The organism is Rickettsia bellii RML369-C, assembly GCF_000012385.1.
Taxonomy (GTDB): Bacteria; Pseudomonadota; Alphaproteobacteria; order Rickettsiales; family Rickettsiaceae; genus Rickettsia; species Rickettsia bellii.
Window position 1 is genome coordinate 238,733 of sequence record NC_007940.1, and the last position, 17,232, is coordinate 255,964.

The following is a 17,232-nucleotide window of genomic DNA, read 5'->3' on the forward strand; positions in this document are numbered from 1 at the left end:
ACTACTTCATGAGATTGCTTCGTCGCTACGCTCCTCGTAATGACGATTATATCATCTACCCACCATTAGAAATCTCAAAGATTCTATCATATTTAAATAATTTAGGTAATGTTATTAAACCAAATGCCGTAATAACACATATGGTGATTCCAAGAGGAGCAAAAGTACCGTTATATAACCAACCCACTAATTGTAATCCTACAGCAGTTATAATTAATCTAGCCGAGGTAAAAATAGCAGTCATACGGGCTTTACCATCTGGGATTGCTTCTAGCAGCATTGGCCATAATATATTAATAGGATATATTACGCCAAGCGATAATAAAAGCGTCACAGCTGTTATTATTAATGGATCATTTATGTTAAATATAGCTAATGTAATACTTCCAAGTAAAAACAATACTACACACATAATGCCAAAGTAAAAGCAGTGTTTAACACCAAATTTTTTAAAGCAATAGCCGCTAGTAAAGCTCATAATTGAAAATAAAGCTGCAATCGATCCTTGATATAATCCGAAATATTCTAAACTAACTCCTAAATCTTGCATATATAAAATAGGGGCAATTCCAATAAATATCCAATATCCTTGTGCAAGAAACATCATGGTAAGTATATAATATATAGCTTTTGGTGATTTGAAAATAGGATAATATTCTTTTAAGGAAATTTGTACTTTACTATTAGCTTGTCCTTTTGGAATAAAAAATATTGCAAGAACTAAGCTAATAAGTCCTAAAATAAATAATAAAACAAAATTAGCACGCCACCCCCAAAATAAATCAACATAGCTACCTATAACAGGGGCAGTTGCCATAGAAAGTGAAATAGTGCCATTTAGAATCCCCATTAATTTTTGTTGTTCCTGTACTGAATAAATATCAGCAAGTACTACATATACTAAAACTGCAACAGCTGATATTCCAGCACCTTGCAAGAATCTGCCAAATAATATGCTTTCATAATTATTGGAAAATACACAAAATAAACTGCCAAGATTAAAAATTAGTAACCCAAGTATGATTATTGGTTTGCGTCCGTATCTGTCCCCTAAATTACCAACTATAAGCGAGGTAATACAATAAGCGATTAGATTCACACCAAGTAGTAACTCTGTCATAAAAGGTGAAAGATTAAATGTATCTTGTATATCCGGGAAACTTGGAACGAATAAATCTACTTCTGCTCCGGCTAAAATTTCCATGATTATTACGGTAATAAATAGTCTCATAAAATTATATTATTAAATATTAGTTATAAGTTGTAACTTTGTTGTATGAGTCGCTTTTTTCCATCATTACGAGAAAATTACAAAGTAATTGACGAAGCAATCCAGTTAAAAAATGCTAACTTATAGCATTTTTTATTATTTTTTCTGGATGCCGTGGTCAAGCAACTAGATGACACCGAGGACGTTTTTCGATTCACGCAAACAAGCCTTAAGCAGGAATGACATCGAATCCTTTTTTAGACTCATATAATTATCATAGGATCTAAAAATATCAAAACAGATGATATTACTTCTTTTTACAGTAAAATATAAGAATTTTTTATTATTTTTTGTATTTTTGTTTGCGGAAGTTTTTGGAGAAGAAAATATAAAAATAGGTTTAGAGTAAATATAAAAACACTCTAAACCTACCTAAAATTTAACTTTAATAAATCTAAAAGAATTATCAATTACATAGAAGCTGGCTTAGTTACTAATGCTTGAACTTCAGGTTTTAGCATATTATATTGATCCATTGTTAAGCCAGTATTCATCCAGTTTTGTACATCTGATGATAACTTACCATATTGATCAGCTGTTAAGCTTGCTAACCAACCATTTACAGAAGCAGAATCCATTTTCATGATAGCATCTGTAGTTACAGAAGCAGGATCAGGCATTTGTTGAGTTGTTGAAGAAGCAAATACTGGTGCTGAAAAAGCTAGAATTAATAGAATTTTCAATAAATTTTTCATTTTATAAACCTTTTTTGTTTTGTAAAGTTGATTATAACAAAGCTATAACAGCTTTCAAGCTAAATTACACTAAACCTTTGAAAATTTTTATGTAAGCAAATTTATATTGTAGCAAATATATCATCCTGTCATCCCGTAGACGAGCTACAAGAGGCGTTATTGCGTAGATCGGTTTTCCAGTTGTCATTTCCGCATAGGCGGGAATCCAGACTAAAGCGAGATAAATCGAGCTTTTATTTTTAAGAACTTATTGTATTTGTACTTTTTATTTGTGGATTCTCGCCTATGCGGGAAGACATTGCCCGCATGGATCATTTTCCCCTGTCATCCCGTGATTTATGAACTAGAGCCAGTTAAAAATACTAATAAAATTAGTATTATTTATTATTTTCTGGATCTAGTTAGCAAGCCACGGCATTGTAAGAAAAGAAAGTGATATAATATAAGTTATAAATGTAATATAAACATTTATAAGAGAGTGTTAATACCCTATATCATGATATAGGGTATTAAGCGGGCATAAGCGACCGTCACGGCATAGGTTTTATACGACCGGAGTCACAAGGTACTATAGCCCGACTCTCGAGAAGTTTGAATAGTTGGAAGGGATGCGATAAGCACGCCCGATTACAATCCTAAACAATATAAAATCTCGAGGTACATATGATAAAATATCACAAACATATAGGAATTGATATAGGAAAATATAATTTTGTAGTAGGAATAGAGGGCATAAAAGATACAAAAGAATATGAGAATACAAGTTTCGGTATATTTGAATTTATTAATGATAATAAGGATATTTTAGCAAACTCTCTAACTGTAGTTGAAACAACAGGCGGATATGAACTAGAGTTATTGTATAGCTTATGTGAAAGAGGTTATGTAGTACATAGAGCAGATGCAAGAAAGGTAAAGAATTTTATCAGATCATATGGTAATAGTGCAAAAACAGATAAGTTAGATGCTAAAGCATTAGGATTATATGGTAAGGAGCGAGCAGATAAGCTTGAAGTATTTAAGCCTGAATCAAAACAAAATATACAATTATTTCGGTTAGTACAAAGACGGAATGATTTAAAGCAAATGTTAGTTGCCGAAAAGAATAGATTACAACAAGCAAATACAGATAAGTTTGTTAAAAATAGCTGTATAAATATGATAGATGTTTTAAGTAATCAAATTACAGAGATTACTAATCAGGTAGAAGTGATTATATCATCAGATCAGCTGTTAAAAGCAAAGCATGAGATATTGAAAGAGATAAATGGCATTGGTAATATAGTTGCTTTTGAGTTATTAATATTATTACCGGAGTTAGGGAAGTTAACAAGACGGCAGATTGCTTCTCTTGCAGGGCTTGCTCCAAAAGCTAATGATAGTGGTAAATATCAAGGATATAGAAAGGTAGGACATGGTAGAGCAGGAGTCAAGCCTATACTATTCCTTGCTGCTATGTCAGCCCGTAATAGCAAGACTTCTGGTTTAAGACTCTTTTATGAGCGACTCATTAACAATGGTAAAAAGAAAATGGTCGCTCTTACCGCTTTAATGCGTAAAATTATTGTCATCGCTAATGCTAAATTAAAATCTCTTCTTTTTAATTTAAAACATAGTTGATGACATTGAAAGTGCTTTTCGATCCACGCAACAATGCCTTCCCGCATAGGCGGGAATGACATATGAACCTTAATTATATCAAACTAGCCAAGGATAAATAATCGTTAGGGGTAAGGTTTTCTGCTCGGCAATTATCGCTTATATTTAGCTTAGCTAAAAGTTCAGATATGTTAGGGGCAAGGTTTTTTAGCGATGATTTAATCATTTTTCGGCGTCCTGCAAAAGCCATTTTAGTTATCAATTCAACTTTACTTATTAAATCACTATTAGGAATATTTTCTAAAGGAGTCAGTTTAACTATTGCTGAATATACTTTAGGGGGCGGGTAAAAAGCTGTAGGTGCTACATCAAAGCATTTTTCTACTGTTGCAATTAAGCTGCATATTACCGATAACCTGCCATATGCTTTGGTCGAGGGTTTAGCACAAATCCGCTCCACTACTTCTTTTTGTAGCATCAATGTCATGCTAGCAACAAGGCTTGATTCTTTTAGCCATCTGATTACTAGTTCAGTTCCTATATGATAAGGTAGATTAGAAATGATAGTTATCTTGTTAGTATTTAAATCGCTTAATTTAAGTTTAAGAGCGTCTTGTTTTATGATATTTAGATTAGGGTGATATTGCTTAATCTCGTTAAGTAAAGGGATGCATCTTTCATCTGTTTCAATAACTGTTAAAAGTTTTGGATTTTTGTGTAATATCGATCTAGTAAGTCCGCCTGTACCTGGTCCTATTTCTAGAACGTTACTATTTTCTTCAAGTCCACTAGCTCGTACGATCTTATCGCATAAACTACCATCAAAAATGAAATTCTGACCATGCTTTTTGAGAGGATGGATTTGATGGCTTGCTGCATGTTTAGCAATTGATGGAAGCATATTTAAGTTATAGTTAGTTTTTTATAGGCATTGTTGTGTGGATCGAAAAACACGCATGGTGTCATCCCGTGGCTTGTCCACGGGATCCAGCATAAAGCGAGATAAAATCGAGCTTTTAATTTTAAAAATTTGCTGTATTTATGTTTATTTTTCTGGATACCGTGGTCAAGCCACGGTATGACATCGAGGGCGTTTTTCGATCCATGCAACAATGCCGCCACGGGATGACAAATGGTGGCTTGAGTCACGCTTTGCCATCAGGTAACAATTATGGATTTTTAAAATTAGCAATTACCGGTATATGATCAGAGGGTTTTTCCTTAGTTCTTAAATTATAATCCATATAGCAATTTTCCAGATAGTCAATGCTATTATTGCTACCAAGAATCATATCTATTCTCATACCTTTATTTTGTTCAAAACATCCAGCTCTATAGTCCCACCATGAAAATTCTTGTTTTTTGGGATGTAAGAACCTATAACAATCTTCAAATCCAGAATTTAAAATAGTTCGCATTTTCTTTTGTTCAATTTCTGTAAAGCAGGTAGTATTTGCAAGGGCTGTAGGTGAATATACATCAATATCAAAAGGTGCAATATTAAAATCACCACCTATAATAGTTTTTTCATCAAAAGATTTTTTGCTTGATAGATAATTAAAAAAACTATCATAGAATGCCAGTTTTGCCGTAAATTTATCGCTACCCACCATTGAGCCATTAGGAGCATATAAAGAAATGATATTACAAAATCCGATAGGTAATGATATTCTTGCTTCTATAAATCTTGCTTGATCAGAACAGTGATTATTTGGAAAATCCTTAACTATTTCATCAGCAGGAAATTTTGAAAGAATAGCAACACCATTATACGATTTCTGCCCATGAACATAAAAATTATAAGGTAGATCAGATAACTCCTCGAAAGGAAATTTATCACTTTCGCATTTTAATTCTTGTAATAATAAAACATCAGGATTTTCATTTGCTAAAAAATCACGCAATATATTAATTCGCATTTTTATGGAATTAATATTCCAAGTAGCAATCTTCATTAAACCTCTCGTGCAAAACCTAATTTTTCTTTATAAAATAAGTTATGTAAGAAGTCTATTTTATTTTTCTGCACCACTTTCTGCTTCGCTAGTTGTTACTTCCTTATTGCGGAATCGCCACTTACGGAAACCAAAATGATAAAGTAAAAGATGAGTAACAAAGGCACTGATAATTATTATAATCATAGAATATTTTATCGTATCGTAATTTGGATTAGCACCATACATATCTAACAATATACTAAAGACTAAAGCCCATATTAGTGTTATTTCAATACTAAGACCTTTTGGTACTCTTTTTACAGAATTTTCTCCAATAATAAAATCTCTAATTATAATTCCACCGTTAGAAGTAAGGAATGCGAATAATGGACCCCAAAAATTTAAAGGTTCAATTTTCTGAATAATAACCATTGCAACACCGATAATTATAAAAGCCGATTGTCCGAATGCATCACAAACTGCGATTGTATTGTTTAAAGAATTTTCTAAATAACTATCTTCGGTAATTTGTTTATTATAATAACTAAATAGTTTGACAGCGATAAAACCAAGTAGCACCACTGTAAATATATAATAAAAATAAGATGGGGTGAAATATAGATTTAAATGTCCTGTATCGTGATTTATTATTAGATCAAGCATTATACAGCTGCTAACAGATGGCAATATTGCCAATAAAAACGTACCGAATAAGGTACTATTATTTTTTATACCTAGAATAATTCCAGAAAAAGCAAAAGCAATGCTGCCAAGTAATCCTATTATATGACACCAGTGTGAGTCGATAGATTTCGGCAGTAAAATATGATAAATGTAAGTTTTAACAATTTTTTTATATTCGTTACTTGCAAGAAAATCATCTATAGCAAAATTAAATTGTTCAACTACATTTAAAGATACGGTTTTTTTTACTGAACATCAAATGTAACGGGGTTTTAATATTTAAAGGAACTTCTACTATTTTTCTATCTGTAGGTTTGCTTAAAATATTAACTGAACCGACTATTTTATCGCTAATAAAACCATCAATCTCTTTTTTTACCATCCCATTTATTAATTCTACATTATTTTGATATATTTTAATTATATCTTGGTTTTTATCGTCAAATAAAAAATTTGTGAATTTTTGTTCTCCATATATCGTACCTTTTACTATTCCAATCTGAAGATTAAATAAGCGTATTTGTGCCATTAATTCATCACTATTTTGAAAACTTAGTTTTTTAGCTAATTGTTCGATAATAAATAAAGAGAATTCTTCCATACGATATGGCTTTGAAAAATAAGCGTAATTATTTCTCTCATCAGTATAAGTAGCACCTGCAGTCATGTCAGCAGCACCGCTTTGAATATCTAACTGATCTTGATACCAATTATCTTGGTGGTACTCGATATTAATACCTATTTTTGCAGCAAGAGCATTAATTAATTCAATATCCATACCAGAAACATTAGCACTACCATTTGAAGTAACCATCCAATATTGATAAGGTTCATTTATATACCAAGCAGTTGTTAAAGTTTTTTTATCAGGTAAGTTTTCGCATTCTAAAGCTGCTTCTTGTTTAGGTATTGAATTGCTTAAGGAATAAAAACTTTTTAAAATAATTAATATAAAAATAAAAAGTTTGAAAATTTTCATTTCTTCACACACCTTAAAATAAAATTAATCACGAACTGCTTTAATATTCCCATCAAAAAATTGTATATTTAAAACTTTTTCAGTAGTAGTTTTAGAAGATACAAAATTACCTGATTCCCCTTTAACTATAGCAAAGCCACGCTTTAGTACATTATGATAGTCTAAGCTTAATAGTAACAGACTATTTAATTCTAATTTATACTCAAAATTTTTCAAAGTATTATTTGCCGATTTTATGATATAAGCAGCTTTATGTGTTAATTCGAGTGTCTTATAAGTAATGATTTTATGAGGATGGATTCTTTCTTTTGAAAATGATTTAAGCTTTGTTTCTTTTAAACTAATTAGGCATGGTAAGGAGTCTAATAGGTTAAAGCCTGTTTCATCGAGTAATTGTTGTTTATGATTTATATAATGGGCAAGATACCTATTTATTTTATCATAATTTGTAATAGCTTGTTCATGATTTTTAACTAGCTGTTTAGTATTAGTTACTAATACTTTTTCATAAGATTGCAGAGTACTATTTAAAATAGACCGCACAGGTACAGCAAATTCAGCGGCAGCAGTCGGGGTAGGGGCTCTTTTATCGGCTGCTAAATCTATCAAAGTATAATCCACTTCGTGACCTACAGCTGAGATAATAGGAATTTTTGAGTTATAAGTAGCACGCACTAGTACTTCGTCATTGAACGACCAAAGGTCTTCGATAGAACCACCGCCTCTTGCAACTATTATAACGTCCGGCTTATTTGCTTCTTCTAGCTTGTTAAAACCATCTATGGCTTCAGCAATCTCATTACCAGAATTCTCGCCTTGCACACTAACAGGCCATATTATTACATGAGTTGGAAAACGTTCACGGATTCGGTGAATAATATCTTGTATAACAGCACCAGTTATTGAAGTTATAACGCCTATTTTATTAGGTAAAAATGGTATAGGTTTACGTATTTTGTTAAATAATCCCTCTTTTTCTAAACGTGCTTTACGTTCGTTTAGAATTTGTACCATAGCTCCGAGTCCTGCGGGCTGTAAATTCTCGACTGATAGCTGATAACGTGAATTGCCCGCATAACTCGAAAGCTTGCCGCTAATTACTACTTCCATCCCGTCATTTAACGGAAACTTGATTTTAGCAAGAATAGGACGCCAGCAAGTGCAAGCTAAAATTGCAGTGTTTTCTTTTAAGTTAAAATAAGCATGCCCTGAACTAGCTATTTTTAAGCCAGAAATCTCGCCTTTTACTTTAATATAACCAAAATTATTTTCTAATAATTCTTTAATTTTGTTAGAAATTTCACTAACGGAAAATTCTTTAGTAGTTTGACTGGAAGTAAAATTATCTAGCATTTTATTAATATTTGGTTTTTGGCTAAGGGTAGGTGCTATCCGTCATTGCGAGAAGAAACTGCAAGTTTCGACGAAGCAATCTCGGGAGGTTTATACGAGATTGTAGCAAAGCTTCGCTCCTCGCAATGACGTTTATCATCCCAATAGAATAACCCTCCAATACTCAAAAGAGCAAGCAAAATTTTTATTATTTGCTATATTAATAATAGCTTGCTATTATTTCCTACTATTTAAATATTTGGTTAATGATAAATGCTACGGGTAATATTTCTATTTATTATCGTAATATCTCCTTTGTTTAGTTTCGCAAATAGCTTGACAAAAAGCAGCGGCGTTAAAATTAATAATTTAATTGCTGATTTTGTAGAATATAATGAAAATGAGGGATTAATATATGCTAAAGGTAATTTAAAAATTCTTACGGATGACCATTTACTAACAGCAGATAATTTACTTTATGACGTAAATAATGATATTTTGTGGGTAGAGGGTAATGTAAGAGTTAAAGATAAAGACAATAGAATTACATTAGGTGATAAGGCAATCTTAAAAAATGAATTTAAACAAGGCGTAGTGTCTAAATTTATTATGCTTTTCAATAATAATAGCCTTTTAGTTGCTAAGCTCGCTGAAAGAATAGATGAAAATAATATACGGCTTCATTATGCTAAGTTTACTCCCTGCGAAGTTACTTGTAGTGGAAATCCTCTCTGGCAAATTTCTGCTAAAAATACTGATATTCATTCTGCCGAGCATAAAATAGTTTATAAAAATGTATTTTTCGAGGTATATGGTATACCAGTTTTTTACTTACCATATTTTTTTCATCCAACTCCGTCAGCTCCTGCTTCCTCAGGTCTACTAGTGCCAGATGTGAAGAATGGAAGATTTGGAGTGCCTCTATATTTGCGTGCAAAACCTAATATGGATTTTACATTAACTCCAAGAGTTTTTAATAAAGACCCAATTTTTGAGCTAGAAGGGCGTTATAGACCAAATAATACCGATAATATAAGTTTTGATGGTAGTTATGGTAGACTACCTTATCTTCTAGAAAAAAATGGAGATAAAATAAAGGATAAAAAAATCTCTTCCTATCATTATATTGTAAATGGTAATTTTTATAGTAGTGATAAAGTTTATAATTATGGTTTTAAAGCAGAGCGTACGTCTGATAAAGCTTATTTAAAAAATTATTATAATAACTATGCTTCATACCTAACTTCTAGGGTATTTTTAAATAAAATTCATAAGGCGGATTATTTTCAGATAGAAGCTTTAACTTCGCAAGGGTTAGGTAGTAATGATAGTAGATCTAACTATCCGCTAGTATTACCAAAAATCACTACAAAAAATGTAATAAGTCTAAATGATGACGAAAGTAGGCATATCGTTATCGAAAATAACACTTCAATGTATAAAGAAAGGATAGGAAAGCAGCTTACTAGAACTTCTCTACAATTATCTTATATTCATAATCTTATGACTTCTTCGGGACAAATTTTTGAGTTTGTTGCTCGGGATAGAGGAGATTTTTATATAACAAAACAGGCTTATTTTGAGAGAACAAGATCAGCTAAATCGCTTCAACGTAATATACCAGAATTTCAAACTTTATGGCGTTATCCATTCGCAGGTGCTATAACAAAAACAATAAATGTACTTATTGAGCCGATAGTTTCTTTTACTATAGGGCGTAAATTATCCAGTAAAGATATGAAGTTTGTTATAATTGATCCTATAAAATATGAGCTATCAGGAAAAAACCTCTTCTTATCAAATCGTTATAGCGGTATTGATTGCCATGATTTTGGTAATAGATTAAATTATGGTTTAAACGCTAGTTTTGCTAAAGAACAAAATTATTTAAGATTGTTTTTAGGTCAGTCTCTTAATACTAGATATAGTGTATATCAGAAAGCAAGTGATACTGAAAATGTTGGTAAAATTTCAGGAAATATTTATGATAATTTAGAATTATTTTATGATTTCCGAAAAAATAGATATTTTAAGCCTATACGTGATGAGGTAGGAGCTAATTTATATTATGGTAGAATAAGTTTAACCGGGAGTCTTATTCAGCTTACAAATCTTAAAAAGTATTATAGAGCAGAAGAGATGCAGCTTTCAAGTAATCGAGCAAGACAATTTTACGGAAATGTCAATTACCAATTGACAGATAATTGGTCTGTTGGAATTGGTGGACGTATTGATCTTTCAAAAGGCTCAGCAGATTTATTGACTAGGATTATTAGAGTGACATATGCTAAAGATTGTGTTAGAATCGCAACTAAGATTTATTCTGATTATTTATCCGATGAAAGTAGAGGAATTAAAAAAACTAAATCCTCGTTTACTATTTCTGTTGGTTTAAGAGTCCTGAATATGTAGTATACTCGTTTTATTTGAAAAATTGGCTACGTTGTCTTTTGCTGATAATCCTCACGTACTATATGTATGCTCCGGTTATCATCTGGGGGACGCCTTGCTCTTTTCCAAATAAAACTTCGTCTACTAAATTGTATTAATATTACATAATATTACAGAGTTAAATATGAAAAAATTATTACTAATAATTACTGTTTTTTTTACATGTAGTGCGGTTGCTGAAACATCAAATATAGTGGCACTTGTAAATAATGAACCGATTACTCTTAATGAGTTTCGTGCCAGAAAAAAAATGATCATGGCATTAAACAATGTTGAGGAGGTAACACCTGCTCAGAATAAGCAGTTAAGTGATATAGCTATAAAAAGCTTGATTGATGAATCTTTACTTTTCCAATATTATGGTGATAAAGAAATTTCACAAGAAGAAATAGATAACGCTATCAAATCTATTGAAGATCGTAACAAAATGCCTCATGGCTCTCTTCTTCAATATTTAAAAAGTAGATCGGTTAATCCTGATAGCTTTATTTCCCAAATTAAGTCTGAACTAATCAAAATGAATGTTTTATCAGGTTTATCAAGGTCAGTACAAGTAAGTAATAAAGAAATAGATGTAGCAATTTTATCTAGCGATCAAAAAGAAGTAGAAGTGTCAATGCAGATTTTTACCTCTAAAGATAAGAGTGATAAAACTTTTGCACAGATGAATAATTTAAAAAGTAAGTTAAAGAACTGTTCAGATGTTAAGAAATCTCTTTATGAAAATTTCGCAACAATGACAGTAATTACTGATAAGCTTAGTAAAATAGAAGAAGCCAAGCAAACTATAGTAAAAGACTTGAACCCTAATCAAACAAGTAATGTTTTTGAAAAATATAATGAGTTTGAGATAGTGCAGGTATGTACTAAAAAAATCTTAAACATTAGCGAAGACGAAAATAATTATGTGGTAAATTTCCTGACAAATAAAAAGATTTCTCAAAAAGCTCAGAAATTTTTCGAAGATATGCATAAGAAGGCATATATAAAAATAACTCTCCCGTCTTAGTTGTAGCAATATCATACCGTGGGATCGAAAAACGTCTTTGATGTGTTATCCCGTGGCTTGGGAACTAGATCCAGTAAAAAATACGGAGTATTTTTTATTATTTTTCTGGATACCACGGTTAAGTTGCGGTATGACAGGGGTAAGCTTTTTGGACAAGCCGCAGGATGACAATAGTAAACACAATAACCCTATTTCAAAAAATAATATTATGTCTCCAAAATTCATGAAGTTTTATGAAAAATACATGACTGTAGTAGGTACAGTTGGTAATTTCATGTTTTACGTACAAGCTCATAAAATTTTTACCTGTAAATCGGCAGCATCTGTATCACTTCCTGCTTTTACTATAAGTGCTGTTGCTTTAAGTAGTTGGTTACTATACGGCATTTTAATAAAAAATACTCCTATCATAATTGCAAATATAGTAGGCTTTATTGGTGCATTACTTGTTTTAGTAGCTATAATATTACATACTTGATCAATTTCAAAAATTGGCGGCAATGTCTTGTAAGTCCTCTGGTGCTCACGTTACTTGCGTGTACGCTCCGCTCCTCGGCTTACAATCTCCTTGCTCTTTTTGAAATTGATCTTCGTCTGCTTTTCATATTTGTATTGTATAAACATAATGACTAAAAAAATTATTGCCAAAAAGATTATTGCCTTAGTAGGGCGTCCAAATGTTGGTAAATCAACGCTGTTTAATCGCTTAAGTATGCGTAAAAAAGCTATTGTTCATGATCTGCCCGGCGTTACTAGAGATAGGAAATATACGGATGGCAGAATTGGCTCGTTTGAGTTTTCGCTTATTGATACGCCAGGGCTCGAAGAAAATCCTGATAGCTTTGGTAAAAGGCTAATGGAGCAGACTACTAAAGCGATAAATGAAGCAGATTTGATTTGCTTTATGGTGGATAGTAGAAGCGGAATATTGCCTGATGATAAATTACTTAGCGATTTTGTTAGAAAATATAATAAGCCGGCGGTCTTGGTAATTAACAAATGCGAAAAGGCTTTTGATTTCGATAAGGAATATTACAAGCTTGGATTTGATAGCATGGTTGCTATCTCTGCTGAGCATGGTACAGGAATGATTGATTTATATGATGAAATTATTGCCAAACTGCCCGAAGAAGATTCAGCAGAAGCAGAAATACATGACCCAATTAAAGGGGATTGTCTGCAAATAGTTGTAAGCGGTAGACCTAATGCTGGTAAATCTACTTTCATAAATGCTTTAATTAACGATGAAAGATTACTAACCGGACCGGAAGCAGGAATTACTCGTGAATCGATTGAAATTGATTGGCAATATAAAGGTAATCATATCAAACTGATTGATACGGCAGGACTTCGTAAAAAAGCTACTATTACAGAATCTTTAGAAAAATTATCAGCATCAGACGCTATTAATAGCATCAAATTTGCTAATACTGTGATTTTAATGATTGATGCCTTATCGCCTTTGAAGCAGCAAGATTTAAACATTGCAAGCCATGTAGCAAATGAAGGGCGAAGCATCGTTATAGTAGTCAATAAATGGGATCTAATTAAAGAATCAGAGAAAGAAGCATTTAAAGAAGAGTTTTATTATCAGATAAATACTACTTTGCCTCAGGTTAAAGGCGTTCCTGCCTTGTTTATCTCAGCAAAAAATAAACAAAATATAGCCGATGTATTGGATAGCTGTATTAAGATTTATAAAACTTGGAATAAAAAAATAACTACCAGCAAATTAAATGAGTGGCTTAATTTTACTACCGAAGCACATCCATTGCCATTGCAAAAAGGCGGCAAGCGAGTACGTGTAAAATATATGACTCAAACAAAAACTAGACCGCCTACATTCAAATTATTTTCCAATAATCCAGAAAAAATTACCGATAGCTACACAAGATATTTGGTGAATAATATGCGTGAAGCTTTCGATATGCCAGGTGTTCCTATTAGATTCAATTATATAAAAACCAAGAACCCTTACGTATAAGGTCATTGCGAGGAAAAACTGTAAGTTTCGACGAAGCAATCTTAGGAGTCAAGATACTACTTCATGAGATTGCCACGCTCCCTTTGATCGCGTAGCTTATGACGGAAAAATTGATATACAAAGCCTCTCCCTCGCAATGACGCTAATTTCTCAAAACAATAAACCATTCCATAAATCCGATAAAAATTCCTCTACTATTTTTTCTTTAAAAATATTTAATTTTAATACTAATTTAGCGTGCCACTACAAATTAGTATTACTATTTTGTAGCATAGCACCAAATAGTATACTAATATTTTACTTGCTCCCTTTTTGGGATCTTAATATTATAAAATATAATCGACTTTGCTGTATGGCTCAAGAAAATCTCACAATGTCATTCCTAGCTAAAAGCAGGAATCCAGAAAAATTACAAATGAGCAAGTTTTTTGGGTTAAAAGTTCGAATTTCGCTTTATGCTAGATTCCTGCTTTCGCAGGAATGACATCATAAGAACGTCTTCATCGAGCCATCCAGAAAACTAGGAAAACTTTCCGATACTATTGATTTGTAGGAACTCATGCAGAATATAGCTTCAATCGATAAGGTTTATACATGAAATTTTGCGAGTCTCGATTGTGCTCACGTATTTTTATACGCTCCGCAATCTCGCTCGGTATTGTTGCGTGGATCGAAAAGCACTTTCAATGTCATCAACTATGTTTTAAATTAAAAAGAAGAGATTTTAATTTAGCATTAGCGATGACAATAATTTTACGCATTAAAGCGGTAAGAGCGACCATTTTCTTTTTACCATTGTTAATGAGTCGCTCATAAAAGAGTCTTAAACCAGAAGTCTTGCTATTACGGGCTGACATAGCAGCAAGGAATAGTATAGGCTTGACTCCTGCTCTACCATGTCCTACCTTTCTATATCCTTGATATTTACCACTATCATTAGCTTTTGGAGCAAGCCCTGCAAGAGAAGCAATCTGCCGTCTTGTTAACTTCCCTAACTCCGGTAATAATATTAATAACTCAAAAGCAACTATATTACCAATGCCATTTATCTCTTTCAATATCTCATGCTTTGCTTTTAACAGCTGATCTGATGATATAATCACTTCTACCTGATTAGTAATCTCTGTAATTTGATTACTTAAAACATCTATCATATTTATACAGCTATTTTTAACAAACTTATCTGTATTTGCTTGTTGTAATCTATTCTTTTCGGCAACTAACATTTGCTTTAAATCATTCCGTCTTTGTACTAACCGAAAATAATTGTATATTTTGTTTTGATTCAGGCTTAAATACTTCAAGCTTATCTGCTCGCTCCTTACCATATAATCCTAATGCTTTAGCATCTAACTTATCTGTTTTTGCACTATTACCATATGATCTGATAAAATTCTTTACCTTTCTTGCATCTGCTCTATGTACTACATAACCTCTTTCACATAAGCTATACAATAACTCTAGTTCATATCCGCCTGTTGTTTCAACTACAGTTAGAGAGTTTGCTAAAATATCCTTATTATCATTAATAAATTCAAATATACCGGAACTTGTATTCTCATATTCTTTTGTATCTTTTATGCCCTCTATTCCTACTACAAAATTATATTTTCCTATATCAATTCCTATATGTTTGTGATATTTTATCATATGTACCTCGAGATTTTATATTGTTTAGGATTGTAATCGGGCGTGCTTATCGCATCCCTTCCAACTATTCAAACTTCTCGAGAGTCGGGCTATAGTACCTTGATGACTCCGGTCGTATAAAACCTACTATACCGTGACGGTCGCTTATGCCCGCTTAATACCCTATATCATTATATAGGGTATTAACACTCTCTTATAAATGTTTATATTACATTTATAACTTATATTATATCACTTTCTTTTCTTACAACCGTGGCTTGCTAACTAGATCCAGAAAATAATAAAAAATACTAATTTTATTAGTATTTTTAACTGGCTCTAGTTCATAAATCACGGGATGACAGGGGAAAATGATCCACGCAGGCAACGCCACCACGGGATGACACGCTACCTACTAATCCTTGCTATACAAATCCTTTCAGTGATTTCTTTTAGTTTTTCTATTTGCTCAATAAGATAAAGTAATTGTTCTTTTGTGATCTTATAATTTTTATCATATCGTGCATCAACATAAGCTTTTTTTAACAACTCGAAACATTCTTTTTGTTCAGGCGTTGCAATAGGAAAAACTTGTAATAACTCACTGCTATAATTTTCTGCCATACTACTTAGTTTTTCTAAATCATGTAACTTCGGCTTATAATTAGAAAAAACTAATAAAATAGCATTATAGAAACTTTCGGTAGCTTGATGAAGATAAAAAGCACTTATATTGAGATGGTTTCTCTCAATTGGGTATTTACAATCAATAAAAAAACCGCATCCTTTTTCAAACCAATAATTATAATCATCTTGAGCTATTTCTTTCATCTCGCTCCAAGGTAAATCTTTAGCCTCGCTTAAAATATATTCACCACTATCATACAAAAGAATACCTTCTTTTTTAATATCGGTATAGAAATAACGTCCTTTTTCTAACTGTCTATTTATTTCTTCTATTGATTCAAGAATTATAGATATCCGTGAATCATACGGAATAATTTGTTTAGGGTTTATTACTCCTGTCTTTATTAATCTTTTATATATATTATCTTCTAAATTTAAAGTAGCATGACCTTTATACTTACCTTTTTTCAAAATAATCAAAATATCTGTATCGCTATGATAGCCGTTAGGTAGATCACGTACCCAATCACCTCTAGCAAAAGAGCCGTACAAGATAATCATAGCGATTTTATCTTGTGCGAGTTCTAAAATTTGTTGCACTATAAAATTTAGCCTGCCCCTAATATGTAAAGAGCGTTCAGGTAGTTCGGTTTTCATTGAAATATTTATTTTCTATAGCCAAGGTGGTGTTACCTGCTTCTTATGTAATTCCTGCATAGGCACATGTGTGTCAACTTAAGGATCGGTGTCATATTGTGGCGACATTGCCCGCATGGATCGGTTTTCCAATTGTCATCCCGTGATTTATTTCACGGGATCCAGTTAAAAATTATAAAATAATTTTTTCATATAAATCATCCCATTTTTTATAATATTTGAAGTTTCTTCAATATATAATGTACCATTATGCTGGCTTGCTAGTATATATACATAATATTGTTTCATTATATTATTAAAATTAAAAGCTCGATTTCTCTCGCTTTATGCTGGATACTGCGATCAAGTCGCGGGATGACAACAGGAAAATTGATCCACG

Annotated in this window: 15 protein-coding genes; 5 read left to right on the forward strand and 10 right to left on the reverse strand. The window is 32.1% G+C overall.

Annotation, left to right across the window (positions count from 1 at the left end; all coding sequences use genetic code 11):
• Nucleotides 1-55 precede the first annotated feature (55 nt).
• Complete coding sequence (locus RBE_RS01055) at nucleotides 56-1,231, reverse strand: multidrug effflux MFS transporter (RefSeq protein WP_011476896.1); 1,176 nt, start codon at nucleotides 1,229-1,231, stop codon at nucleotides 56-58.
• Between the two features lie 449 nt (nucleotides 1,232-1,680).
• A complete protein-coding gene (locus RBE_RS01060; RefSeq protein WP_011476897.1) occupies nucleotides 1,681-1,965 on the reverse strand; it encodes a DUF2673 domain-containing protein in 285 nt (94 codons plus the stop codon).
• 663 nt (nucleotides 1,966-2,628) lie between these two features.
• On the opposite strand from RBE_RS01060, the gene RBE_RS01065 reads away from it, so the two are divergent.
• Entirely contained in the window at nucleotides 2,629-3,585 is a 957-nt protein-coding gene (locus RBE_RS01065) for an IS110 family transposase (RefSeq protein WP_011476719.1), read from the forward strand.
• 73 nt (nucleotides 3,586-3,658) lie between these two features.
• Here RBE_RS01065 and rsmA read toward each other — a convergent pair whose 3' ends face one another.
• From rsmA to xseA, 5 genes are all read right to left on the reverse strand, one after another.
• On the reverse strand, nucleotides 3,659-4,465 hold the full coding sequence (rsmA, locus tag RBE_RS01070; protein WP_011476898.1) for a 16S rRNA (adenine(1518)-N(6)/adenine(1519)-N(6))-dimethyltransferase RsmA: 807 nt from the start codon (nucleotides 4,463-4,465) through the stop codon (nucleotides 3,659-3,661).
• A gap of 268 nt (nucleotides 4,466-4,733) precedes the next feature.
• Nucleotides 4,734-5,519: an exodeoxyribonuclease III gene (gene xth / locus RBE_RS01075; protein WP_011476899.1), complete on the reverse strand. Its 786-nt coding sequence runs from the start codon at nucleotides 5,517-5,519 to the stop codon at nucleotides 4,734-4,736.
• A gap of 60 nt (nucleotides 5,520-5,579) precedes the next feature.
• A complete protein-coding gene (locus tag RBE_RS09030) occupies nucleotides 5,580-6,164 on the reverse strand; it encodes a hypothetical protein (protein WP_231289267.1) in 585 nt (194 codons plus the stop codon).
• 238 nt (nucleotides 6,165-6,402) lie between these two features.
• Nucleotides 6,403-7,164 carry a substrate-binding periplasmic protein gene (locus tag RBE_RS09035; protein WP_041804608.1) on the reverse strand — a complete coding sequence of 254 codons (762 nt, stop codon included), beginning with the start codon at nucleotides 7,162-7,164 and terminating at the stop codon, nucleotides 6,403-6,405.
• A 24-nt stretch (nucleotides 7,165-7,188) separates the two neighbouring features.
• The gene (gene xseA, locus RBE_RS01090) at nucleotides 7,189-8,517 is read right to left on the reverse strand and encodes an exodeoxyribonuclease VII large subunit (RefSeq protein ID WP_011476902.1); all 1,329 of its coding nucleotides are present in this window, start codon (nucleotides 8,515-8,517) and stop codon (nucleotides 7,189-7,191) included.
• Between the two features lie 252 nt (nucleotides 8,518-8,769).
• Between xseA and RBE_RS01095 the strand changes: the two genes are divergently transcribed.
• The 4 genes from RBE_RS01095 to der all read left to right on the forward strand — a co-directional run bounded on the left by RBE_RS01095 (nucleotide 8,770) and on the right by der (nucleotide 13,940).
• Nucleotides 8,770-10,908, forward strand: coding sequence for an LPS-assembly protein LptD (locus tag RBE_RS01095; protein WP_011476903.1), 2,139 nt, complete (start codon nucleotides 8,770-8,772; stop codon nucleotides 10,906-10,908).
• Nucleotides 10,909-11,071: 163 nt separating this feature from the next.
• Nucleotides 11,072-11,956, forward strand: coding sequence for a SurA N-terminal domain-containing protein (locus RBE_RS01100; RefSeq protein WP_011476904.1), 885 nt, complete (start codon nucleotides 11,072-11,074; stop codon nucleotides 11,954-11,956).
• Nucleotides 11,957-12,164: 208 nt separating this feature from the next.
• The gene (locus RBE_RS01105) at nucleotides 12,165-12,434 is read left to right on the forward strand and encodes a SemiSWEET family sugar transporter (RefSeq protein WP_011476905.1); all 270 of its coding nucleotides are present in this window, start codon (nucleotides 12,165-12,167) and stop codon (nucleotides 12,432-12,434) included.
• A 162-nt stretch (nucleotides 12,435-12,596) separates the two neighbouring features.
• Complete coding sequence (der, locus tag RBE_RS01110) at nucleotides 12,597-13,940, forward strand: ribosome biogenesis GTPase Der (RefSeq protein WP_041804769.1); 1,344 nt, start codon at nucleotides 12,597-12,599, stop codon at nucleotides 13,938-13,940.
• A 692-nt stretch (nucleotides 13,941-14,632) separates the two neighbouring features.
• Here der and RBE_RS09040 read toward each other — a convergent pair.
• The 3 genes from RBE_RS09040 to RBE_RS01120 all read right to left on the reverse strand — a co-directional run bounded on the left by RBE_RS09040 (nucleotide 14,633) and on the right by RBE_RS01120 (nucleotide 16,853).
• Nucleotides 14,633-15,244 (reverse strand): transposase, encoded by a 612-nt coding sequence (locus RBE_RS09040; RefSeq protein ID WP_228368747.1) that lies wholly within the window; start codon nucleotides 15,242-15,244, stop codon nucleotides 14,633-14,635.
• The gene (locus tag RBE_RS09045) at nucleotides 15,177-15,590 is read right to left on the reverse strand and encodes an IS110 family transposase (RefSeq protein ID WP_011476908.1); all 414 of its coding nucleotides are present in this window, start codon (nucleotides 15,588-15,590) and stop codon (nucleotides 15,177-15,179) included. Before RBE_RS09045 ends, RBE_RS09040 begins: the two co-directional genes overlap by 68 nt.
• A 387-nt stretch (nucleotides 15,591-15,977) precedes the next feature.
• Nucleotides 15,978-16,853, reverse strand: a complete 876-nt coding sequence (locus tag RBE_RS01120; protein WP_011476909.1) for a HEPN domain-containing protein — start codon at nucleotides 16,851-16,853, stop codon at nucleotides 15,978-15,980.
• Nucleotides 16,854-17,232: the final 379 nt, after the last annotated feature.